This window comes from Denitrificimonas caeni (assembly GCF_905120345.1).
GTDB lineage: Bacteria > Pseudomonadota > Gammaproteobacteria > Pseudomonadales > Pseudomonadaceae > Denitrificimonas > Denitrificimonas caeni_A.
Window position 1 is genome coordinate 236,499 of sequence record NZ_CAJHOA010000001.1, and the last position, 23,647, is coordinate 260,145.

24 protein-coding genes are annotated in these 23,647 nt (G+C 47.5%); 6 read left to right on the forward strand and 18 right to left on the reverse strand.

The annotated features are described in order from the left end of the window. Positions 1-9: 9 nt before the first annotated feature. From JYJ62_RS01045 to JYJ62_RS01110, 14 genes are all read right to left on the reverse strand, one after another. On the reverse strand, positions 10-999 hold the full coding sequence (locus JYJ62_RS01045) for a tRNA dihydrouridine synthase (RefSeq protein ID WP_205340326.1): 990 nt from the start codon (positions 997-999) through the stop codon (positions 10-12). Positions 1,000-1,131: 132 nt separating this feature from the next. Beyond that, positions 1,132-1,575, reverse strand: a complete 444-nt coding sequence (locus JYJ62_RS01050; protein ID WP_205340327.1) for an acyl-CoA thioesterase — start codon at positions 1,573-1,575, stop codon at positions 1,132-1,134. Further along, positions 1,572-2,219, reverse strand: a complete 648-nt coding sequence (locus tag JYJ62_RS01055) for a bifunctional 4-hydroxy-2-oxoglutarate aldolase/2-dehydro-3-deoxy-phosphogluconate aldolase (RefSeq protein ID WP_420042809.1) — start codon at positions 2,217-2,219, stop codon at positions 1,572-1,574. Before JYJ62_RS01055 ends, JYJ62_RS01050 begins: the two co-directional genes overlap by 4 nt. A gap of 3 nt (positions 2,220-2,222) precedes the next feature. After that, positions 2,223-4,034, reverse strand: a complete 1,812-nt coding sequence (gene edd / locus JYJ62_RS01060; protein ID WP_205340814.1) for a phosphogluconate dehydratase — start codon at positions 4,032-4,034, stop codon at positions 2,223-2,225. A gap of 48 nt (positions 4,035-4,082) precedes the next feature. Continuing rightward, positions 4,083-4,766 (reverse strand): 6-phosphogluconolactonase, encoded by a 684-nt coding sequence (locus JYJ62_RS01065; protein ID WP_205340328.1) that lies wholly within the window; start codon positions 4,764-4,766, stop codon positions 4,083-4,085. A 35-nt stretch (positions 4,767-4,801) separates the two neighbouring features. Then, positions 4,802-6,133: a DEAD/DEAH box helicase gene (locus JYJ62_RS01070; protein ID WP_205340329.1), complete on the reverse strand. Its 1,332-nt coding sequence runs from the start codon at positions 6,131-6,133 to the stop codon at positions 4,802-4,804. A gap of 77 nt (positions 6,134-6,210) precedes the next feature. After that, complete coding sequence (gene rarD / locus JYJ62_RS01075) at positions 6,211-7,107, reverse strand: EamA family transporter RarD (protein ID WP_205340330.1); 897 nt, start codon at positions 7,105-7,107, stop codon at positions 6,211-6,213. Positions 7,108-7,261: 154 nt separating this feature from the next. After that, on the reverse strand, positions 7,262-7,576 hold the full coding sequence (locus tag JYJ62_RS01080; RefSeq protein WP_205340331.1) for a Na+/H+ antiporter subunit G: 315 nt from the start codon (positions 7,574-7,576) through the stop codon (positions 7,262-7,264). A 13-nt stretch (positions 7,577-7,589) separates the two neighbouring features. Then, positions 7,590-7,859: a K+/H+ antiporter subunit F gene (locus JYJ62_RS01085; RefSeq protein ID WP_205340332.1), complete on the reverse strand. Its 270-nt coding sequence runs from the start codon at positions 7,857-7,859 to the stop codon at positions 7,590-7,592. After that, positions 7,844-8,350, reverse strand: coding sequence for a Na+/H+ antiporter subunit E (locus JYJ62_RS01090; protein WP_205340333.1), 507 nt, complete (start codon positions 8,348-8,350; stop codon positions 7,844-7,846). Before JYJ62_RS01090 ends, JYJ62_RS01085 begins: the two co-directional genes overlap by 16 nt. After that, on the reverse strand, positions 8,347-9,849 hold the full coding sequence (locus tag JYJ62_RS01095; protein WP_205340334.1) for a monovalent cation/H+ antiporter subunit D: 1,503 nt from the start codon (positions 9,847-9,849) through the stop codon (positions 8,347-8,349). The genes JYJ62_RS01090 and JYJ62_RS01095 overlap by 4 nt, the downstream gene beginning before the upstream one ends. Then, a complete protein-coding gene (locus JYJ62_RS01100; RefSeq protein WP_205340335.1) occupies positions 9,846-10,247 on the reverse strand; it encodes a Na+/H+ antiporter subunit C in 402 nt (133 codons plus the stop codon). The genes JYJ62_RS01095 and JYJ62_RS01100 overlap by 4 nt, the downstream gene beginning before the upstream one ends. Continuing rightward, on the reverse strand, positions 10,247-13,039 hold the full coding sequence (locus JYJ62_RS01105; protein WP_205340336.1) for a monovalent cation/H+ antiporter subunit A: 2,793 nt from the start codon (positions 13,037-13,039) through the stop codon (positions 10,247-10,249). Before JYJ62_RS01105 ends, JYJ62_RS01100 begins: the two co-directional genes overlap by 1 nt. Positions 13,040-13,249: 210 nt before the next feature. After that, positions 13,250-13,714 (reverse strand): glycine zipper 2TM domain-containing protein, encoded by a 465-nt coding sequence (locus JYJ62_RS01110; RefSeq protein ID WP_205340337.1) that lies wholly within the window; start codon positions 13,712-13,714, stop codon positions 13,250-13,252. Positions 13,715-13,780: 66 nt separating this feature from the next. Here JYJ62_RS01110 and JYJ62_RS01115 point away from each other — a divergent pair, with 66 nt between their 5' ends. Then, positions 13,781-14,014, forward strand: coding sequence for a hypothetical protein (locus JYJ62_RS01115; RefSeq protein WP_205340338.1), 234 nt, complete (start codon positions 13,781-13,783; stop codon positions 14,012-14,014). 62 nt (positions 14,015-14,076) lie between these two features. Here the strand turns inward: JYJ62_RS01115 and pdxH are convergent, their stop codons facing one another. Further along, the gene (gene pdxH / locus JYJ62_RS01120) at positions 14,077-14,733 is read right to left on the reverse strand and encodes a pyridoxamine 5'-phosphate oxidase (RefSeq protein ID WP_232365687.1); all 657 of its coding nucleotides are present in this window, start codon (positions 14,731-14,733) and stop codon (positions 14,077-14,079) included. Positions 14,734-14,777: 44 nt separating this feature from the next. Next, positions 14,778-15,389 carry an OmpA family protein gene (locus JYJ62_RS01125; protein ID WP_205340339.1) on the reverse strand — a complete coding sequence of 204 codons (612 nt, stop codon included), beginning with the start codon at positions 15,387-15,389 and terminating at the stop codon, positions 14,778-14,780. A 392-nt stretch (positions 15,390-15,781) separates the two neighbouring features. Here JYJ62_RS01125 and JYJ62_RS01130 point away from each other — a divergent pair, with 392 nt between their 5' ends. After that, positions 15,782-16,102, forward strand: coding sequence for an Arc family DNA-binding protein (locus JYJ62_RS01130; RefSeq protein ID WP_205340340.1), 321 nt, complete (start codon positions 15,782-15,784; stop codon positions 16,100-16,102). Between the two features lie 211 nt (positions 16,103-16,313). Then, a complete protein-coding gene (locus JYJ62_RS01135; RefSeq protein ID WP_205340341.1) occupies positions 16,314-16,595 on the forward strand; it encodes an HU family DNA-binding protein in 282 nt (93 codons plus the stop codon). Positions 16,596-16,668: 73 nt separating this feature from the next. Here JYJ62_RS01135 and JYJ62_RS01140 read toward each other — a convergent pair whose 3' ends face one another. Beyond that, a complete protein-coding gene (locus JYJ62_RS01140) occupies positions 16,669-17,010 on the reverse strand; it encodes a YggL family protein (protein ID WP_205340342.1) in 342 nt (113 codons plus the stop codon). A gap of 167 nt (positions 17,011-17,177) precedes the next feature. Here JYJ62_RS01140 and dacB point away from each other — a divergent pair, with 167 nt between their 5' ends. From dacB to JYJ62_RS01155, 3 genes are all read left to right on the forward strand, one after another. Beyond that, the gene (gene dacB, locus JYJ62_RS01145; RefSeq protein ID WP_205340816.1) at positions 17,178-18,692 is read left to right on the forward strand and encodes a D-alanyl-D-alanine carboxypeptidase/D-alanyl-D-alanine-endopeptidase; all 1,515 of its coding nucleotides are present in this window, start codon (positions 17,178-17,180) and stop codon (positions 18,690-18,692) included. Between the two features lie 244 nt (positions 18,693-18,936). After that, complete coding sequence (locus tag JYJ62_RS01150) at positions 18,937-20,193, forward strand: outer membrane protein transport protein (RefSeq protein WP_205340343.1); 1,257 nt, start codon at positions 18,937-18,939, stop codon at positions 20,191-20,193. 217 nt (positions 20,194-20,410) lie between these two features. Then, positions 20,411-23,251 carry an aconitate hydratase gene (locus JYJ62_RS01155; protein ID WP_205340344.1) on the forward strand — a complete coding sequence of 947 codons (2,841 nt, stop codon included), beginning with the start codon at positions 20,411-20,413 and terminating at the stop codon, positions 23,249-23,251. An 83-nt stretch (positions 23,252-23,334) separates the two neighbouring features. On the opposite strand, the gene JYJ62_RS01160 is transcribed toward JYJ62_RS01155, so the two are convergent. Continuing rightward, positions 23,335-23,640 carry a BolA family protein gene (locus JYJ62_RS01160; RefSeq protein ID WP_205340817.1) on the reverse strand — a complete coding sequence of 102 codons (306 nt, stop codon included), beginning with the start codon at positions 23,638-23,640 and terminating at the stop codon, positions 23,335-23,337. Positions 23,641-23,647: the final 7 nt, after the last annotated feature.

Below are 23,647 nucleotides of genomic sequence, written 5' to 3' on the forward strand. Positions count from 1 at the left end.
ACTAACTGCTTAAGCCGGCTGCTTCAGCAGTTGTTCAATAGGGTTAAACTCACCCGCCACAAAACCAAAGAGTCGATCAATCTCCTTGCAGTCGGTCACTCGGCGTAACAGGTTAAACAGCTGTTGCGCTTCTGGATAGTTGCGGGTCAGCATCACCAGCCATTGCTTGAGACGCCCCGGTGCACTGATCGGCGTTAGAGTCAAACGCACCTGACGCCAAAACTCACGCAACATTGGTTGCAGTTCTTGCCAAGTTTTCAGTTGATACTCGATACCATCACGTGCTGAGGCAATTTGTTTGGCCAGATCAGGACGAGAGACTAAACCGCGGCCCAGCATTACATGATCGACACCACTGACTTCACGGCAGCGATACCAGTCCTCCAGCGTCCAAATATCACCATTGGCAAACACGGGGATATTGACGATATCTTGGACTTTAGCGACCCATTCCCAATGCGCCGGCGGTTTGTAGCCATCAGTTTTAGTACGTGCATGTACGACGATTTGTGCTGAACCACCAGCGGCTAAAGCGCGCGCGCAATCCATCGCGCCATCGGGACTGTCATAGCCTAAGCGCATCTTGGTCGTGAGTGGGATATGCGCAGGCATTCCTGCGCGAACGGCTTCCACGATTTTAAACAACCCTTCTGGTTCGCGCAGCAAGATCGCACCGCCATTGGATTTATTGACAGTTTTAGCGGGGCAGCCAAAGTTTAAATCAATCACTGGCGCACCAAGCTCGCAGGCTTTTGCTGCATTATCGGCCAAGGCATAGGGGTCAGAACCTAGCAGCTGTACCCGCATTGGTGTACCCGCGGCAGTCTTCGCACCCTGTTCGAGTTCTGGCGCAAGCCGGTGATAGATGTGGGTCGGCAAGAGTTGGTCGGTGACCCGCACAAACTCAGTCACGCACCAGTCAATGCCGCCCTGCTCGGTCAGCACGTCACGTAAAATATGATCGACCAAGCCTTGCATCGGCGCTAAAGCAATTTGCACAATATAGAATCCAAAAATAAACTGGCGCTTAGTTTAAGCGCCAATCGAAAATAACAGTATTCAATTCGGCAAAGCAGATATTTAGCGCTGTACTGAATCGTCCACAAACAGGTCTTTCACTGGTCATACAACTCATGCAGTTTGCTCAGGTAACATGACTGCGCCATAGCCCTGAACAAACTCTGCTGGCATCCGCTTAGGCCGTCCTGTCGACAGTTCAATACAAACAAAAGTCGTTTTGGCTCGCAACAAGGTGACACCATCGGCGAGGCGCACCAATTGAAAATAACGATCCATGCGTAAGCGTTGGTCTGAGTGAGCAATCCAGGTGGCCATCTGTAACGCTTCGCCTTTATAGGCACTGGCCAGATAATCAATCTCATGTCGCAATACCGCCATGCCACGATCTAAGGCTTGATACTCAGCAAAGCCCAAGCCTAATTCAATGGAATGCTGCCAAGCGCACGCCTCCATCCACTGCACATAGACTGCATTATTAACATGATCAAATTCATCAATATCAGCAGATTCAGCACGCAGCGCTATAACATAAGGTTTGGGGTAATCCCAACTCATGTGAGTGATTCCAAGTGCCCTGCCATTGCACAAGCTTCACGCGCCAGTTGAGTAATTTGATCCCAAGCTTGCGCCTGCACCAGACTTGCTGGAGCAACCCAGGTCCCACCACAGCACGCCACATTCGGCAAACTCAAATAACTCAATAAATTATCACGTGTTACACCACCAGTCGGGCAGAAGCTAATTCCGGTAAAGGGTCCTTTAAAGCTATTGAGCATACGCACACTGGCGCCACCATTAGCAGGGAATAACTTCAAGGAACGGTAGCCATATTCTAAAGCTGATAATACCTCTGAAGGGGTCATCACGGCCGGTAAGTAAGGTAAATCAGTTTCTTGGGCGGCCATTGCCAAACGCTCAGTAAAACCTGGACTGACGGCAAACTGTGCACCGGCCTCAATTGCTTGACCGAACTGCTCAACATTAATCACAGTACCAGCACCGACAATCAACTCGGGTACTTCTTGGCGAATAACTTTTAATGCTTCTAATGCTTGCGGCGTACGCAAGGTCACTTCAATCACATTTAAGCCACCTGCACTCAGCGCTTGCGCCAAGCCCACCGCACGCTCAACATCATCAATCACCAGTACCGGTAAGACTGGATAGGCGCAGCGTAAGATTTTTTCCATGGTTAGCATAATTCAGTCCTCTAAAAGAAAGCTGGCACCTTGATCTGCAGGCCCAACCCAACGACGTTGTGCAGCAAATAAAGGCAATCCATAGCCCAAGGGGGCATCGTTTGGTACCTGTGCATCACTGCGTAGAGCCAACTGTTCAGCTGCTACATGCACATGCAGTAAATCCTGACGAGCATCAATCTCAATCAAATCACCTTCTTGCAAACGACTTAAGACGCCACCTTTAGCGGCTTCAGGGGTCACATGCAACACAGCTAGGATCTTACCGGATGCACCCGACAAGCGGCCATCTGTCACTAATGCAACTCTTTGTCCATTGTTCTGTAAATTAGCCAATAATGGTATCAGCTTATGCAGCTCTGGCATGCCATTCGCGGATGGGCCTTGAAAACGTAATACCAACACCAGATCGCCGGTCAATTGCCCTGCAGCATAGGCTGCTAAAACATCATCCTGTCGATCAAATATCCGTGCAGGTGCCTTAATTGACCAGAACTCTTCTTTGACTGCCGATGTTTTCACTACCGCACGGCCTAAATTCCCTGCGAGTAAGTGTAGGCCGCTGTGTTTTACAAAAGGCGCGGCATAGGGGCGCAGAATGTCCTCGGCAAGGCTCTCGCGTGGTACTTCGCGCCACTCCAACGTCTGTTTATTTAGATGGGGTGCTCGCGTATAGGCATCCATACCTTGTCCAGCAACGGTGTATACATCGTTATGCAGCAGTCCATTCTCAAGTAACTCTCGCAATAACCACGCGACGCCACCGGCAGCATGAAACTGGTTCACATCGGCAGAACCATTCGGGTAAATCTGTGCCAACAACGGCACCACCTGCGATAAGCCAGCCATATCTTCCCAACGCAATTCATAGCCTGCTGCGCGGGCTATGGCAGGCAAATGTAAGGTGTGATTGGTGGAGCCACCGCTGGCCAACAAGGCGACTGCGCCATTCACTAAAGCTTTGGCATCAATTTGCACCGCTAAAGGTAAAAAGCGACCGCCTTGCCGCGTATTATTAACCAACAAACGCGCAGCCTCATCGGTCAAGGCGTGGCGTAAATCAGAGACAGGTGAAACAAAAGCAGTACCGGGCACATGCAAACCCATGGCCTCCATCAACATCTGATTGCTATTGGAGGTACCATAAAAAGTACAGGTACCCGGTTCATGGTAGGCTGCTAATTCAGCTTCAAGCAGCTCTTTACTGCCCACTAAACCTGCAGCATATCGCTCGCGCACTGCGGCTTTTTCAGGATTAGATAAGCCCGAGCTCATTGGTCCTGCAGGGACAAACACGGCGGGCAAATGACCAAAATGTAGCGCGCCAATTAATAAGCCCGGCACAATCTTATCGCAGACACCTAAATACAGCGCACCATCAAATACGCCATGGCTTAGACCTATCGCTGCGGCTTGAGCAATAAGATCCCGCGAAAACAAAGATAACTGCATACCCGGTGTGCCTTGGGTAATACCATCACACATGGCGGGTACACCGGCAGCAAATTGTGCGCTGGCACCATAACGGTACAGCGTTTCTTTAAGCTGATCGGGATAGTTTTTAAGTGGTGCATGGGCAGACAACATATCGTTGTAGCTGGAAATGATCGCCATGTGCGCCGCGCCACCTTGACGCATAATCAAGCGTTGCTCATCCGGTTGTGCAGCCATCACATGAGCCAGATTTGAGCAACCATGAGCACGATTAACGCCCTGCTCTGCGGCTTGTAAAGATGTCGTTAGATAGGCAGAACGACGTCGCTTCGAGCGTTCCTCTATCTGTTGGGTAATACGCTCAACAACGGGATGTAACATCATGAGTCCTTCCTTTTCGGCGCGCTGTGTAGCACAACTATCGATAATCTAAGGCGCCCAGTAAATCTGCACCGGCATTGGTGCATGCCACAGTAAATGATAGATCGGTAAAGATTGTGTGGTCGGATCATTGGCCAATACACGATCAATCATCAGTCGTTTTCTGTCACCAAACACTAAAAGTCCCAGCCACTGAGTGGCACATAGCATAGGGAAGTTTAATGATAAACGTACCTTCGGTTCATCTGGCGCTAAACCGACTAAAGCTGAAGGCGGCTCAGTCAGTTGCAAAGCAGTCATTAAATTGGGCATGCCTGGAAATAGCGAAGCAATATGCCCATCACCACCCATACCTAATAAGGTGGCGGCAAAGGGTAAATGAGGTTGTAATGCTTGTGCCCAAGCCTCACTCGAGTCTTGAGCCGTACTGGCAAGGATTGGATCTAGCACTGTAGCGCGCGGCAATGCGCCACGCAGCATTTTAGCGTTACTGTGCGCACTGTTATCAGAGACCCAGCGTTCATCGGTCAGACTGACATAAATGTCAGGCCAAGACAGGTCGAGTTGCTTGAGACAGCCGAGTAAGCCTGCCGGAGTACGACCTCCAGGCAGGAGTAAACTCGCCTTATCCTGAGTCTGTAACGCCTGCGTAATGCAGGATGCCAACTGATCGCTCAGCGCTGTGTTACATGCTTGCTGTGTGGCAAACGTATGCAATAAGGCCTGTGACATTGACACCTCCAAAAGCTATAAATCGAGCCGCAGAGTTACTTTTTACGTAGCGGCGCATGACCGTCATCACTGACCACAAAGGTACCTTCAGGCTGAGGACGATTGGCTGGACGTTTAGCTACTTTTTTTGTATCTTTTTTTGTATCTTTTTTTGCGGCATCTTTTTTCTGTGCGGTTTTTTTCTTTTTAGTGCCAGCAGCCTTACCGGATGCCTTAACGTTTTTAGGCCCCTGATAAACACCTTTAAGCTCTTTAATCACACGACGTTCAAAGGTTTGTTTCAGGTAGCGCTCAACGCTGGACATTAAATTCCAGTCATTATGACAAATCAAACTGATCGCCAAGCCTTCTTCACCGGCACGACCCGTACGACCAATACGGTGCAAATACTCATCACCTGAGCGAGGCATATCAAAGTTAATGACCACGTCCAGACCATCAATATCTAAACCACGTGCAGCCACATCAGTCGCTACCAGTACGCGAGACTTACCTTGACTGAAACGTTCTAATGCACGTTTGCGGTCTTTTTGATCTTTGTCACCGTGTAACACATAGGCATCAATATCTTGCGCAATTAAACGGCCATATAAACGATCAGCCTGTATTCGAGTATTGGTAAAAACAATAGCTTTACGAAACGGCTCATTGCTCAGTAACCAATGCACTAAGCGTTCTTTATGCGGCACATCATCAGCGGTAATAATTTGCTGACGGGTGCTTTCGTTCATTTCTGCAATCTGGTTAACCATCAAGTGCAGTGGATCCGTCATCACTGAGTTAACCATTTCACGTAAAGCATTGCCGCCGGTGGTGGCCGAGAACAACAAGGTTTGTTGACGGTTTGAGCATTCATCCACCAAGCGCTGCATATCTTCGGCAAAGCCCATATCCAGCATGCGGTCCGCTTCATCAAGGATTAGCACTTCAACTTGATCAAGTTTTAGGTGACCGGCATTCAAGTGCTCAATTAAGCGACCTGGTGTGGCAATCAAAATATCGGGGTCTTTGCGTAGCAATGCGCCCTGTTCTTTAAAGTCTTCACCACCGGTAATAATCCCGGACTTAATAAAGGTGAATTGTGAGAAGCGTTCGACTTCAGCTAAAGTCTGGCGCGCCAACTCACGGGTTGGCAACAAAATCAGCGAACGTATCGCCACTCGTGGCTTAGCACCGGCAATAAAGCGGTTGAGCAAGGGCAAAATAAAAGCGGCGGTTTTGCCACTGCCAGTGCGGGCAATCACACGCAGATCACGACCTTCAAGCGCCGCCGGAATAGCCGCCGCCTGAACGGGCGTTGGCTCAGTGAAATTCAATTCAGCCAGCGCTTTCAATAGACGCTCATGCAGGGCAAGTTCAGAAAACACGGTATACCTCAAAATCATTGATCATTATAAATAACGCCTCTTGCTCATGCTTAAGGCTATCAGAAATCTATTGTACTTCAGTTTAAACGCCGAGATTGCTTAAGCAACACGCGCAGACTATCAAATATTACCAAAATCACCGCGATCCAAATCGGCACATAGGTCCACCACTGTTCTGACTCAACCGCCTCGCCGATCCATAACACGCTAAACAAGAATAATAAGACCGGTTCGACATAACTCAAAATACCCAGCAAGCCTAAAGGCAACAAGCGACTTGCGCCCAGCATAGCAGCAAACGCAAAGGTACTAATAAGCCCTAATCCAGGTAGTAAATACCAGAGTTGTGGCGTATCGGTGAAGACGTTTATTGGAGCAAAACTAACGATTAAATAAACCGCCACCGGCAACATCACCAGCATTTCTAAAAAGAAGCCGCTAAAGGCATCAAAGCCCATCCAGCGCCGCAACATAAAATACGGTGGATAACCTAAAGCGCAAACAACCGTCACCCAAGATAACCCGCCAATGCGCCACAGTTCATGCAGCATACCAACAAGTGCAAAGAGCACGGCTATACGTTGTAAGTTGCGTAAATACTCGTTGTAAAACAAGCGTCCTGCCAGCACCAACACTAAGGGCATCAAAAAATAGCCTAAAGTTAAATCTAGCATATGACCAGTGAGCGGAGCCCAAACGAACATCAACCATTGCACCCCCATTAATGCGGCAGCCAACACCATCGCAACAACCAATCGAGGTTCACGAACTAAACGTTGTACACAGTGTTTTAGGGCAGGTCCACGGCCCGCTAGCATCAATAAAATAAATACTGCTGGCAAAGACCATATAACCCGCTGAGCAAAGACCTGTACGCCATCAAGGGGCGTTAGCAGCAAAACATAAGCTGGAATAATAGTAAATATACATGAGGCGAAAAAAGACAGCGCCACACCACGACCCGACAACTGCATAGGAGTGCCTCTAAAAAAACGAAGTAAATTAACAATACACTAACATGAGCAAGAATCCTGTCCTCGTCAGATCAGTGTTCTTGCTCTATGCATTGATGCGTTAATCGTCACATGAAAAGATGCTAATACACTCACGCACCTTTTTACAGACTCTCTAATCTTTGCGATTAAAGGTTTTTACTTGTTGCTGCACTGCTGCTTTAGCCAGCATATAAGCTGATACAGGCGCACTCAACATTAGGAACAAGGTAATCAGCAACTCATGGACATGTAAACCTTCATGCTGAGAGCTGAAATACAACATCGATGCAATCAGTACACAACCAACGCCTAAAGTGGTCGCTTTAGCAGGCCCGTGCAAGCGCATAAAAAAATCGGGAAAGCGATGTAAACCTATCGAGCCGACCAGTGCAAAAGCACTACCGACCAGTAAAAAAAATGCCACCGCATATTCAATCCAAACAGACATCAGTTCACCCTACTTATTCAATGATATCGCCACGTAACAAATACTTGCATAACACCACTGTACTGAAAAAACCAAACAGAGCGATCAGTAACGCTGCCTCGAAGAAAAGCCGACTGTTCAATAACAGTCCAAAAATTACTAATAGGGCTAGTCCATTAATATACAGCGTATCGAGAGCTAAAATACGATCAACCGCATCGGGACCTCGCAGCAAACGAAAAAAGTTCAATAACAAACTGATCCCAAACATCAGCATGCTTAAATAAATCACTGTGGTAAGCATGTAAACACCTCTCTGAGTGGCTGCTCATAGCGCTGTTTTATTTCTGCAATCAAAGCCTGCTCATCCTCACAATGCAGGGCGTGTACGGTTAACAAAGAACGCTCGCGATCGACGCTGGCTGCCACGGTCCCAGGTGCTAAAGAAATGGCGCTGGCCAATAAATAAATAGCCAAATCACTCTCTAATTCATAAGGTACCTCGATCCAGATTGGCTGTAGATTATCGACTCGTCCTAGTGCCAAGCGTGCCACCTGAAAATTCGCCACGACAATATCAGTCAGCATATGCTGACTAAAAACAAACAACTGCTTCCAACTGCGTACACGTGGTAAGCGCGGCCACCATGTGCTGGTTAAACGAGGGATCAATAGCCCTAGAAAACCACCTAACAACCAATGCCCAATAGAAGTAAAATCATCAACCAGCAGTAGCCAGACTATTAACAGCCCTAAGCTGCCTAATGGATGGGTTAACCATCTTGCACGACTCATAGCGCATCCTCTAGCTGCATGGCTTGCAGGTAACTTTGCACATCAAGTATCTGTGCCGCAGCCGCCTCAGTATAGGTAATAACCGGTTGAGCAAAAACCACTAGCAACGGGCTACTTAACAGCAATAAAGCAGCGATAGCAAAGGCTGTTTTATCCAGAGGTAACGCGCTGTCTGTCGGATTGTGATGGCGCCAAAATAACAAGCTACCGGCGCGGCTTAAACCAATCACGCCAATCAAACCGGACACCAATACGACCGACCAGAGCTGCCAAGCTGCGCTGTCCGATACCGATTGCAGCAGCAAAACCTTACCTAGAAAACCTGAAAAAGGCGGTAAACCCGCGACGGCAATGGCAGCCAAGAAAAAACAACCACCTAATAGATGAGGGTTTAATAAGCGTGGCCCTACTTTGAAACTGCTGCCCAGTTCACCACGTTGTTTAGCAATAATATCGGCTAATAAAAATAAGCCGGCAATCACCCACGTACTGTGAATCAAGTAATATAAGATTGCTGCGATTGCTGCTTCAGAACCGACAGCAATACCCGCCAGTAATGTACCAACGGAAACCAAGACCAAATAGGCGAGTAAACTGACTAAGCTATTGGCGGCAAAGGCACCTAAAGCGGATAAGGCTATCGTCAACAATGCCAGTATCCATAATAAGTTTTCTCCTAGACCACTTGCCGCACCGGCTTCTGCGCCGAAGACCAAGGTACTAAAGCGTAAAATAGCATACAGCCCGACCTTGGTCATAATCGCAAACAACGCAGCAACCGGCGCCGTGGCACTGGCGTAAGCGCGCGGCAACCAAAAATGCAACGGTAAAAACGCAGCTTTTAAACCAAACACCAACATCAACAGCGCACCCGCTGCTTCCAGTAAAAACACTTGATCGCCCTGTGCTTGTGCAACAAAGCGTGCCAAATCAACCATATTTAGCGTACCCGCTACGCCATAGAACAGACCCGCTGCAATTAAAAACAACCCAGAACCAATAAGATTCAAAATCACATAATGTAACGCTGCACGGATACGCGCAGGACCAAGTCCATGCAATAACAATGCATAGGATGCAATCAAGAGGATCTCAAAGAACACAAAGAGGTTAAATAAGTCTCCTGTTAAAAACGCACCATTGATGCCTGCCAACTGAAACTGCAATAACGCATGAAAATAGCCACCGCGCTGGTCATCACCACGCAGTGCATACAGTGTGACAAACACGGCTAGCACCGCAGTAACCATCAACATCAAGGCACTGAGACGATCCAGCACTAAGACAATGCCAAACGGTGCCGACCAATTACCTAGCGCATATACTTGAATCTGAGCGCTATTGGCCAGCGTTAATAAATACAGCGCACAAGCCAGCAGTAACAGTGAACTAGCCGTACTTATCAAGCGCACTAAACCGATTGGACTGCGCGATGTCATCATCAGCAGTGCACCACAAATTAAAGGCAATAAAATCGGTACTAGCAACATATGATTCATCGTGTTGCTCCTGCTCGCTTTCTTTTCAGTTTATTGGTTTTACCCATCACTTTGCGCTGTTTAGGCTCAGCTTTAGGCTTTTCGACACCATCAACATGATCACTGCCCAACTCGGTGTGTGCACGCAAAGCCAAAATCAACACAAAGGCAGTCATAGCAAAACCAATGACAATCGCCGTTAGCACCAAGGCCTGCGGTACAGGGTCGGTGTAGCTGACGGCATCGCTGAGCACCGCCGGTTTACCTGTATGCAAACGCCCCATCGCAAATAAGAATAAGTTGACTGCATAGGAAAACAAGGTCAAGCCCAGCGCTACACTAAAGGTGCGAGCGCGCAAGATTAAGTACACGCCGCTAAAAGTCAGTACACCAATCGCGATAGCCACTAACAGTTCCATTACGCACCCTCCGGCAGTTTCACATTGTGACCAATACGGCCCAAGCCACTTAAAATCAACAATGTGCCACCGACCACGGTCAAATACACGCCCAAATCAAAGAGCATGGCTGAGGCCACTTCAATTTCACCAATGATAGGTAGATCTATATGTGTAAACGCTGAGGTTAAGAATGGATAACCGAGCAGCAAACTGGCTAAGCCGGTCGCTGCCGCAATCAATACCCCTGCTGCTGCCAGTGTTGGAAAACGAACCCCCATACGGCTTTGTACCCAGCGCTGACCATAAGCCACTTGCAATAAAATCAACGCCACTGCGGTAATCAATCCAGCAATAAAGCCACCACCGGGTTCGTTATGGCCGCGTAAGAAAATAAATGCGGAAACTAATAATGCGAGCGGCAAGATCAAACGCGCCAAGATACCTAGCATCATTGGATAAGATTCTGTTGACCAAGCACGCCCATTATTATCTACGCGGGCATGTGGCAACTGCAAACCTTGCAATAAAGCGACTGTGGCGATCGCGGTAATTGCTAAGACACTGATTTCACCTAAGGTATCAAAACCTCGGAAGTCAACTAGAATCACATTGACCACGTTAGTGCCACCACCACCAGTCAGGCTATTGGCCAAAAAGAAGTCAGCGATACTTTGATAAGGACGTGTTAACACAGCAAAGGTTAAAACCGCCATCAATACCGCACAACCCGCAGCAATACTATAGTCGCGCAGATGCAATAAACTGCTGGACTCCGTCGGTGCTTGTGCAGGTAAGAAGTACACCACCAGCAGCATCAGCAAAATAGTAACCACCTCAACGACCAACTGAGTTAGAGCCAAGTCCGGTGCCGAGAACCGAGCAAACACCATGGCCACGACCAGTCCCACCACACTGAGCATTAATAAAGCGGTTAAACGCTGGCGGTGAAAAGCCATGGTCAGCAAAGCACTGCTAGCCATCACCAATAGACCCAATGCTGTTAAAGGGTCAACTGGGGTTAAGGCCACTTCACCGGTGATTTGTGAGAGCGGTGCTAACCAAACGGTCAGCATCACAATCACAGCGATAAGGAGCAGGCTGATATAGCGCTGCAACGAACCATTTTCTATACGGGCTAAGCTGCGTGAGACTAAGCCATAGAGAAAGCGCACCGTGCTCTCAAAAACAAACCGTGCATTAATATCAGGTAGACCGTCATACCAGCGAAATAAAGGTGCTCGCTGCGCGTAGATAAGAATCCCGCCGATCAGTGCAAGCACACTCATTAATAACGGCATATTAAAACCATGCCAAATCGCTAAATCATACTCAGGTAAAGCATGGCCTAAACTGGCCTGAGCAGCTGCGGCTAATAAAGAATCAATAGTGAACGCAGGAAGCATCCCCACCAATAAACAACAAAACACCAGCACTTCCACTGGGATTTTCATATAGCGCGGAGGCTCATGCGGAGGAAACTTGGGCAAATTAATCGGCGTGCCGTTAAAGAACACATCATGGATAAAGCGCAGCGAATAGGCGACAGAAAACATTCCAGCAATAGTTGCCATCGTCGGCAGCAACCAACTAAAACTACCCAATAAATGTTGGTGCAAGGTTTCCGAGAAAAACATTTCTTTACTTAAGAAACCATTGAGCAGCGGCACTCCAGCCATCGCCGAAGAGGCCACCATCGCCAGCACCGCGGTATGCGGCATATACTTCCACAGCCCGTTAATACGTCGCATATCTCTACTACCGGTTTCATGATCAATAATACCGGCCGCCATAAATAAGGAGGCTTTAAAGGTGGCATGGTTAATAATATGGAAGATTGCCGCCACTGGTGCAAAGTCTGAATCCAAACCAAACAGCAGAGTAATCAACCCGAGATGACTGATGGTCGAATACGCCAACAATCCTTTAAGGTCATGCTGAAATAAGGCAGTGACCGCACCGATTAATAGCGTGGTTAAGCCCGTGAACGTCACTAAGTAAAACCACCAATCGGTGCCTGATAATAAGGGGTATAAGCGCGCCAGTAAAAACACCCCTGCTTTAACCATGGTGGCGGAGTGTAAATAGGCAGAGACCGGTGTTGGGGCCGACATCGCATGCGGTAGCCAAAAGTGAAACGGAAATTGTGCTGATTTAGTGAAGACACCCAGCAGCACCAATACTAAAGCCACAGGGTATAAGCTGTGTGCTCGCAGTACATCACCGGCAGCCAAGACCTCGGTCAACTCATAACTGCCAACCACATGACCAATCACCAAGATACCCGCAAGTAGCGCTAAGCCGCCGCCGCCAGTGACAGCCAAGGCCATCCGCGCGCCTTGTCGTGCGGCAGTTTGTTGACTCCAGAAACCAATTAACAAGAATGATGAAAGACTGGTGAGCTCCCAAAACATCAGCATCAGCAATAAATTACCCGCCAATACTAAACCGAGCATCGAACCCATAAACAGTAATAAGCTGGTGAAGAAGCGTGCGACACGCTCCTGCTCAGACAGGTAATAACGTGCGTAAAGAATGACCAGTAAGCCAATCCCAAGTATCAATAAAGAAAATAGAAAACTTAAGCCATCCAGGCGGAAGCTTAAGTTAAGCCCCAACTGAGTAATCCAAGCGTAGTTAACGCTAATCACTTCGCCAGCTAACACCCGTGAAGCTTGACTGAGCAATAAGCTCAACCCTATCAGTGGCGCCACTGCGGTAGCTAAAGCAATCCAAGTTCGGCCACGTTGTGCAGCTAAAAAAGGTAATAGCGCTGCAAGAAAGGGAGCAAAGACTAATACTAATAAAATCATAAAGGCCTCCATGTTGTTCTGCCGGACGAACAGGAGACACCCAGCGTGATACAAAAACTAATTATTAATACAGATATAAGACTGTCTGTAAGTACTCAATTACTAAATTAGACCAAAGCCTTTAATCAGTAATCGCTCTTATTAAATAAAAACGCTCTGAGTGAATAAAAAAAACTCAGAGCGTATCCAGTAATATTCACTCAAGAGCCATTAAGGAGCAACGCGACTCTGACCGTTTACATTGGTTATACGAACGCGCTGGCCCACACGAAACACTTGATTAGGATCAACAGCCTGAACATAAGCTCGTAAAGCACCATCATCTTCACGCACAGTAATTTCAACACCTTGCGTGCGCGTGATACCCTCTTCTGCTGCTGCACCGGCTAAACCACCCGCCACAGCACCAATTACCGCAGCAACTGCGCTACCACGACCACCACCAACGGTACTACCGGCAATACCACCAACGGCCGCACCAGCACCAGCACCAATCGGAGTTTTAGTACCTTCAATACGCACTGGACGCAACGACTCAATCGTGCCCATACGAATGGTTTGCACTTTACGCGCGTCAGCACGTGAGTAGCTGTCGCCAGTCAAACTAGAAGCACAGCCGCTTAAAAGCAGAGTAAATGCTGTGAAAGTTGCCGCTAAAATAATAGACTTGCGCATCTGGAATACTCCTTAATTATCAATACACTAAACATTTTAGATGTTACCACCAACGCCGAGGAAGCTATGGATTATTTTATTGTTGCAGTGGCCACGCTATCGGGCTTGTATTTTCACTGGTGGATTTATGTGAGGATTAAACGTTGGATTAACCGAGACCTAGCTTTATCAATGGCTGTAGGCGATCCACAAAAGCAAGCCTATATGCTTAACAAACTTAATGAAGCAGCAACCCTTAAGGTTAAAAAAGCAGAATTACACAAATGGTTACAAAGTGCCGCGGATCAATACGGCACTTAGTACTTCATATAACTAAGGGGCTGAGCGCTGCACAGCCCAACTCAAGTCATTAAAGCTGGTAATTAAGGTGCTAAGCGCTCTCTATGCCATTGCCCATCGCTTTGCAGTTGATAGTTTAAGCGATCATGTAAACGACAAGTACGGCCCTGCCAAAATTCGATACGCTGCGGCAGCAAACGATAACCACCCCAATGCTCTGGACGCGGCGGATGCTGGTCATCAGCATAGCGCTGCTCAAGCTCGGCCAGCGCCGCTTCCAACTCTTGGCGTCCTGCTAGAGGTTGACTTTGCTCTGAAGCCCAAGCACCCAAGCGGCTACCCAACGGACGCACATTAAAATAGGCATCGGATTCTGCCGCGCTGACGCGCTCAACGGCACCTTCAATACGAATCTGGCGCTCTAAGGCTGGCCAAAAAAAAGTCATAGCGGCAACTGGCTGCTGCTCTAATTGCTGACCTTTAGCACTCTTGTAATTACTATAAAAAACAAAACCACGCTCGTCCAAACCCTTCAGTAATAACACTCGACAGTGTGGCTGCCCTTCACTGTCCACTGTTGCTAACATCATCGAGTTGGGCTCGACAGGTGGCTGTTCAGTAACGATCGCATTGGCAAACCATTGCTCAAATAAAGCAAAAGGCTGCAAAGGTGCAAACTCTTCTAACAGCCCATCGCGGGTGTAATTGCGGCGCATACTTGCCAGTTGTTCAGTACTCATCACTGCTACCTAAAATTAAACAATACAAATGCAGGCTCGATCGACTATTGAGGCTGGCTTAAAGCAAGCTGACGATTATAGGTTGGACCATACAGCGCCATCACATCCTGCATATGGGTATCAGGCGTTATAATAATCTCCACTCGATGGTTGGTACTGCTGTTGGTTGTCGTAGCCAGTGTAAACGAACTGCCCATTCCTAAATGAGTCAGGCGCGGACCTTTCAAGCCGCTCAAGCGAAAAATAGACGCCACCGCGCGCGCGCGACCCGTACTGAGCTTATAGTTAATTTTGTTATCTTTATTGACGTCAGTATGACCCAAAATCAGCACGGCAGAATCAGGTTGACCTTCCAATACCTTAGCTAAGCGCGTAATGGGTCTCAACACCACGGGTAATAACAAATCAGGACGGTCAGGGTTAAACAATTGCTGCGCTGGAGCGCTAACGACCCAAGTATTATCTTGTTGATGCAGGGTAAAAGGAGAGTCTTTAATTGATTCACGTAATAGTGCTTCAGTATCAGCAACCCAAGCAGCAATAGCAGGTTCAGCATCGATATAAACAACCGGCTGAGCAGCCTCTTTGTTCCATGAGCAGGCACTCATTAACGTACAAACTGACACCGCAACCCATTGGTAAAATTTACGATTCATATTTTTTAAACTCACAATGCATAGAAAATGCCGCACAAGCCTAGCAAGCCCCCGCCAGTACTGTACTAAAGCACAGAACAATAGTGTATCCACTTAGTGCCACTATACTCAATTTGTCTATAAGCAGTATGCTTTTTCGAATGCCACTGCAGTCTTTATCTGTGTCTTTGATGCTATTTTTAGGTGCTACGATTTGCTGTAGCATCTTAACTGGTAAATTTTTGCTATCTGCGTAGAATATGCCAATCAATTGGCGCTTTTTTATTGACACTTTAGACCTTTATTAAGTAATTAATGGCCCCAGTAAAAGTGGAACTCCTTCTCTAGAAACAGTCGTAGTAACGCTAACAGCCTAACCTTGTTAAATTTTCAGTACTTATATGGTTGAACTTATGAACCTTAAAAAAAATGTGGCGTACACCAGTCGAACTGCCGATAAGTTCGTTGTGCGTTTACCGAATGGGATGCGTGATCGCATTGCCGAAGTAGCACGCACTCAGCACCGTAGCATGAACTCTGAAATTGTCGCTCGTCTTGAAAGCAGTTTGCAGCAAGAGGGCCCACATAGCGCTGATGATAATTTGCGTTTAGACAGCCCAGAAATTTCTTCTTATGAGCGCGAGCTGTTAATACGATTTAGACAGCTTGCTCAGCGTCAACAAAACGCTCTACTCTCTTTGATCGCGCAAGACCGTGAAGAAGACAGCCAATAAGCACGACAAAATGCTGCAGCCCTCCTATTAATTTTTAAGGCTACGGCAGTCACTAGACACACTTTTAAGGCGAATTACGCAAGCCTACCGACCTTATCAGTCTATTATTTTGGCTGGGCAAGCAATTTTAGTGGTTTTGTTAGTCGGTTCTCTACGCATCCACAAAAATTCATGCTACTTTGCTGTTCTTACTCACCTTGGAGCGTTACTTATGGCCCTTAGCAAAGATCAACTGATCAATGAAATCGCAGAATCAACTGATTCAACTAAAACTCATATCCGTGACGTACTTGATCAGCTGAGCCAGGTTGTCAATGATGCACTTGATAACGATGGTGAAATCACTTTACCGGGCATTGGCAAACTTAAGGTTACTGAGCGTCCAGCACGTACTGGCCGTAACCCGCAAACCGGTGCTGCTATTGAAATTGCTGCTAAAAAAGTTATTAAGCTGGTACCAGCTAAAGCACTTGTGGATAGCATCAACAGCTAAGATACTATTTTTAGCATCAAAAAAGGGGAAGCAGTTGCTGCATTCCCCTTTTTTCATATCTGGATGATCACTGTTACGCTGGGTTAACAGGATTATCTGGATACCAAACATCTAATAACGGGCTGATTTCAAATGAACTCAACTCTTTACGGGCTTTTAACCATGCATCAACTGCAGCGCGTTGCTCTTCAGTGACCGATCCACGCTTACCAGCACAAACAACAGCGAACTCTTCGCCGCCAATCAACGCCATGCCTTGACCTTCAATACCATCAACCACTAGATCAGCAAAAAACGCTTCAACAGTTGCATCATCGGTACCTTCTGGGTAGTTCAGCTGCAATTCAAAACCTAATTCTTGAAACTCATCAACACACAATTTTTTACGTAAACGACGCGAACGATTTGTAGCCATGATTTTTCCTCCAACAATGGTGGGCGAATCTTAGCAGCTTTAGCGCCTAAACACGCTGTCGATAAACAAATAACTCGTCGCTCTGCTTTCATTTGAGCGAATAGCGCATAATAGTAGACTATGTTGTTACCCATTAGCTGTATTTTAAAGGTGTTGTTATCGTGTTGATGTCTTTTTTACGCCGTTTAGGCTCCCAATGTACACCGGCCAAATTTATTTTATTTCCGTATTCAACCGCTCGCTATGCGTTGTCTGCACTGTGCTTTACTGCTGTTATCGGTGCGCCCGTCGTCACTGCACAAACCTTACCCTCAGGTAATATTGATAAAGCGCTTAAAGCCAATAAGATCAACAACGAGGCTCTGTCTGCAGTCACTATTCCACTCACTGGCGCGGGTAAAAGCGCTTATATGAATGCTGATATTCTCATCAACCCAGCATCAACAATGAAATTGGTAACGACTTACGCGGCGCTCGAACTGCTCGGTCCCAACTTTCAGTGGAAAACTGAATTTTTTACCGATGGCACCCTTAAAGAGGGTGTATTAGACGGCAACCTTTACCTGAAAGGCGGCGGTGATCCAAAACTTAACATGGAGCGTTTATGGCTGTTGCTGCGTGATTTACGTGCCAACGGTGTACGCCATATTTCTGGTGATTTAATTCTTGATCGCAGTCACTTTGCACCGCCCCCCGTCAGCGTCTTTGATGACGATAAAAACGATCTAAACAAACCTTTTTTAGTTGAGCCAGACTCGTTATTGGTTAACTTTAAATCTCAACGTTTTGTCGTTCGTGGTGAAGAAGGTGGCGCACAAGTGGTGATGGAACCACCGATTGGCAGTATTCAAATTATTAATAACGTCAAGCTTAAACAAGCCAAAAACTGCAACAGCCCTCTTATTAGCTACGTGCCAAACGATGATGGCCACATACTGACATTAACCATTAATGGTCATATTGCACCCGGCTGTAGTACACAAAATTACTTAGCCCTGCTGGATCACTCGCGCTATGCCGCAGGTGTCGTACGTAGTATCTGGCAGGAAATGGGTGGTACCATTTTAGGCAATGATATGCTCGGAGCGACGCCTAAAGATGCCCGTCTATTAGTGCGTGCTTACTCACCAGATTTAGTTGAGGTGATTCGTGATATTAATAAATACAGCAACAACACTATGGCTAAGCAATTATTCTTAAGCATTGGTGCGCGTTTTCGTACCGCTGCAGACAGTGATGATGCCGTAGCTGCCCGTCGAGTGATTAATGATTTTTTTACAAAAAAGAAAATATTTACCAATGGTTTTGTGGTTGAAAACGGCTCCGGCTTATCACGTCATGAGCGCATCAGTGCACGTCAACTCGGTTTGATGTTGGAAGCAGCCTGGAAAAGCCCCTATGCCGCTGAGTTTATTTCCTCGCTACCAATCGTGGCAATGGACGGCACCATGCGTCGGCGTTTGCGTAACAGCCAGTTGGTCGGTCAAGCGCACATCAAAACAGGCACATTAAAAAATGTGCGCGCTATTGCCGGCTATAGCCGAGACGTCAACGGTGATGCTTGGGCTGTAGTCGCTATTATCAATCACCCTCAACCCTGGGGTGGCTCTGCAATACTCGATCAAGTACTACTGGATGTTTATCGCCAACCGAAAAACATCTCGACCAGTACGGGTCGCTAAAAAACAGTGCGCGCACGACACCTGCGCGCACTGTTTTTAGACTCAATAGACAAAGCCAACTGCGTGCAAACGATAGCGGCCTAAAATTGTCAGACAATTTTCACTCTTCTCGACTAAAAGATTGTTTTTATTCATAAAGCAGACGCTAGAGCCGGCTGCCGTTCTATTTATACAGTTTTCAATCTAGTCGTTCACAAAAAAGCTTGCTACCGTGGCGTTGTTTTTGATCTCTTGGAGCAACACCATGCGTTTCCCTTTTTTACGCACATCACTGGCCGTCGGACTGTCTTTAGCCAGCAGCACCTTGCTGGCCAATGGCCTGAGTCTTAACGAACAAAGTGCCAGTGGCGCCGGAACAGCCTTTGCGGGCCGTGCATCTTCAGCATTAGATGCTAGCACCGTATTCGGTAACCCAGGAGGCTTATCCAAATTAGAGGGTAAACAAGTCAGTGGTGGTTTTGCCGTGGTGAAAGCCAATGTAGATATCAACCATGTCGACAGTAACGCCCCAGGCACCAACAAAGGCGATATGGTGCCTTTAGCCAATGTACCTTTTGCATTTTTCGCGATGCCGATCAATGAGAAATGGAACTTTGGTTTGGGTATGTATGTGCCCTTCGGCTTAATCAGTGATTACGAAAAAAGCTTCCAAGGCAGCAGTCATGGTCAATACAGCAAAGTTGCGGTGATCACCGTACAACCCACCTTAAGTTATAAAGTCACCGATCGAATTGCCGTTGGCTTTGGTCCAACGTTAAACAAAATTGATGGCAAGCTGACCAATACTCTCGTGACTCGCGGCATGGGCACGGGAAAAGATACTTTAATCAATATTAAAGGTGATGACACCGCACTTGGCTACAATATTGGTTTAATGGTCGATTTAAGTGAGCAAACCACTTGGGGCGTGACCTACCACTCCAAAGTTGATTACACCTTAAAAGGTCGTACTAAGGTGTATAACGCTCCACTCCCGATCAATGGCGAATATAAGGCGACACTGGATTTCATCACGCCTGAGTCGCTTGATACGTCAATCACTCACAAGTTAGATGATCAGTGGACTTTGCACGGTGGTTTAACTTGGACACGCTGGAGTCGTTTAGCCGCTATAGCCGCAAAAAATAAAGGTGTAGCAATACCGCAGTTCGGCACACTGAAAGAAGAGCTGAACTGGCATAACACCTGGTCTTACTCAATGGGTGCCAGCTATCAAGTCAATCCGCAATGGATTTTACGTAGTGGTTTTGCCTTGGACCAATCACCAACGACCAATCAACACCGCACTGTACGTATCCCCGTGGGACATCGTAAAATTCTCGCTTTGGGTGCAGGCTGGCAAGCGAGCGAGAACCTAACCTTGGATATGGCTTATGCCTATATCCGTGAGAACAAAGCCAGTGTTAATCATAAGGCTGGCGCACTTGCTAGTCCTGCGTATCATGCCCAATACCGTAACAGCGCACATGGCTTTACTGGGCAAGCCACTTGGCGCTTCTAAGTAAAGTCTAGATTACTGTTCTACAAAGCCGTACGTGTAAAGCACTCTCAAGCACCGATCAATTGGAGCAGGGAAACCTTTAACGACGGCTTTTTTGGTTTTAATCGCTCGAAACTTCTGCAAATTTTAATCCGCGACCATCGTCCAGCTTGTACATTACCTACAGTATAGGTCTATGCTGTATAGCAGTGTGCCACAACAAAAAGAGGATAATGCTATGCAATCACCTGTTTTCGAGCCACATAAACTGCACCATGCTTTCACTTTAAGCGATGGTAAAACACTCAAGTACTGCTCTCTACCCGCTCTTCAAAATATCGGTATTGATTCAGTTTCTCGCTTGCCCATTTCGATTCGTATTATTTTAGAATCTTTAATACGCAACGCCGACAATCATCGCATCACTCTTGAACATATCAAGCAACTGGCCAATTGGCAGCCCAATGCTCCGCGCAATGAAGAAATACCATTTATGGTTGCGCGAGTTGTGCTGCAAGACTTCACTGGTGTGCCGCTCTTATGCGACTTGGCTGCCATGCGTAACGTCGCAGAAGATATGGGTAAGCCCGCCAGTGCCATTGAGCCTTTAGTCCCTGTTGATCTAGTGGTCGACCACTCGGTGATGGTGGACTTTTACGACAGACCCGATGCTGTAGAAAAAAACATGCAGATGGAGTTTAAACGTAACGGCGAGCGCTATCAGTTTTTAAAATGGGGCATGCAAGCCTTTGATACCTTCAAAGTCGTACCGCCAGGCTTTGGTATCGTCCACCAAGTGAACCTTGAGTACTTATTTCCCGGCATTCAGCAAAAAGATGGCATGTGCTATCCAGATACATTAGTCGGCACTGACTCTCATACCACGATGATTAACGCATTGGGTGTAGTGGGTTGGGGTGTTGGCGGTATCGAAGCGGAAGCCGCGATGCTTGGCCAGCCTTTGTATATCCTCACCCCTGATGTGGTGGGGGTAAACCTTAGCGGAAAACTGCGCGAAGGCATGACCGCCACTGACTTGGTGTTAACTGTCACCGAATTATTGCGTAAACAAAAAGTCGTTGGCAAATTTGTCGAGTTCTTTGGTGAAGGTGCACGTCACTTAAGTGTTCCCGACCGCGCAACATTAGCCAACATGGCCCCCGAGTATGGCGCCACTATGGGTTTCTTCCCCGTCGATGAAACCACGCTTGAATACATGCGCGGCACCGGTCGTAGCGACAGCGCCATTGAAGCCTGTGAAGCCTACTTCCGTGCCCAAGAAATGTTCGGCATCCCGAAAAGCGGTGAGATTGATTACAGCCAAGTCGTTGAACTGGACCTCGATAGTGTTCGTCCATCGCTGGCCGGCCCAAAACGTCCACAAGACCGTATTGCTTTACCGGATATGCACAACAGCTTTACCTCGCTATTTAGTGAAACCATTGCCAACGGTGGTTTTAACAAAAACGCAACGGATCTAGATAAACGTTACGGCACCAGTTGCCCGTTGATTCCCGTGGTCAATCAAGACTCACCAAAACCAAGACGTCCATTAGCGCGTAACGAAATGGAAATGATCGATAATCGCTTAGATACACCCAGTAATGAGTGTGAAGTCGATGACCAGCACGATACCAATATCGATCTGGGCCATGGTGATGTGTTGATTGCCGCGATTACCTCATGCACTAACACCTCAAACCCAAGCGTATTGTTAGCGGCAGGTTTGTTGGCGAAAAAAGCCGTTGAACTGGGTCTGAGCGTGCACCCACGAGTGAAAACCTCACTGGCACCCGGTTCGCGTGTTGTTCCTGAATACTTAGAAGCGGCAGGTTTGCTCAGCAGCCTTGAAACACTTGGTTTCGGCGTCACCGCTTTTGGTTGCACGACTTGTATCGGTAATGCCGGTGATCTAAGACTTGAGTACAATCAGTCGATTGTTGAAAACGATATTGTTGCCGCTGCGGTACTCTCCGGCAACCGTAACTTTGAAGCCCGAATTCACCCAAATATTCGTGCTAACTTCTTAGCCTCCCCGCCCTTAGTCGTGGCCTTTGCTCTAGCTGGCACGGTTAATATCGACCTTGATAAAGATCCACTTGGCACGGGTAAAGATGGACAAGCGGTTTATCTGAAAGATATCTGGCCAACCAACAGTGATATCCATGCGCTATTAGGCAAAGCCATGAACCCTGCGGTATTCCGCGAGAAGTATAGTGACTTCAGCAAAGACAATGCGCTCTGGACAGATATCGAAAGCGCTAAAGGTTTAGTCTACGACTGGCCAAAATCTACCTATATTGCTAAACCGCCGTTCTTTGAAAACTTCACCATGCAGCCACAAGCTGTCGAGCCGATCAGCAAGGCGCGAGCGTTAATGCTGCTGGGCGATTCAGTGACGACTGACCATATCTCCCCTGCTGGTTCTTTCAACAGCAATAGCCCTGCAGGCCAGTACTTAATCAACCATGATGTGCAGCAATCAGACTTCAACACCTATGGCTCGCGCCGCGGTAATCACGATGTCATGATTCGCGGCACCTTCGCTAACGTGCGGGTGAAAAACCTGATGTTGCCGCCGACAGAAGATGGTTCGCGCATCGAAGGTGGTTTCACCCTGCTCGATGGCCAACAAGTACCGGTTTACGATGCGGCGATGGAATATATGCAGCGCAAAGTGCCAACTGTGATCTTTGCCGGAGAAGAGTACGGTACCGGTTCGAGTCGTGACTGGGCGGCTAAAGGCACCTTACTACTCGGCGTCAAAGCAGTGATTGCGCAATCTTATGAGCGGATCCACCGTTCCAACCTCGTCGGTATGGGCGTGTTACCGCTGCAGTTTGTTGATGGTGCATCCTATACTTCGCTGAATATTACTGGTGATGAAACCTTTAGCATTCTCGGCGTGGATAGCGACATGCAGCCGCGTCAAGAGCTGACCTTAGAAATCACCCGCAAAGATGGCAGCGTGGAGAAGGTTCCTGTGTTATCACGGATTGATACACCGATCGAGGTTGAGTACTACCGTCACGGCGGTATTTTGCCGTATGTACTGCGAGATATTTTAGCTAAGGCTTAAAATAATCTGCGCAAACAGAAAGGCCAGTACGGTGAGAGCCGTACTGGCCTTTTCTATACCTACTCCTGACTGGCAGAAGAGCATTAGCGATCGTGCAAACTCCCCCCTTGGCACGTCGGTGAGTCGGGTGCGTTTTGTACCGTTTGCCACTCATCAGGGCTATAGGTATGCAAGGCTAAAGCATGGAACTGCTGCATTAAGTCACCCAAAGTGGCATACACTTTTTGATGACGCTGCACTTTGCGCACACCGTTAAAAAGATCACTCACCAGTATTACTTTGAAGTGACTTTGCTGGCCACGGCTGTGCATATGGCTCTCATCCTCGACCTGCAATACCTCAGGCTGCAACGCAGCTAAGGCCGTTTCAATTTTCTGCAACATCATTATTCTTTCC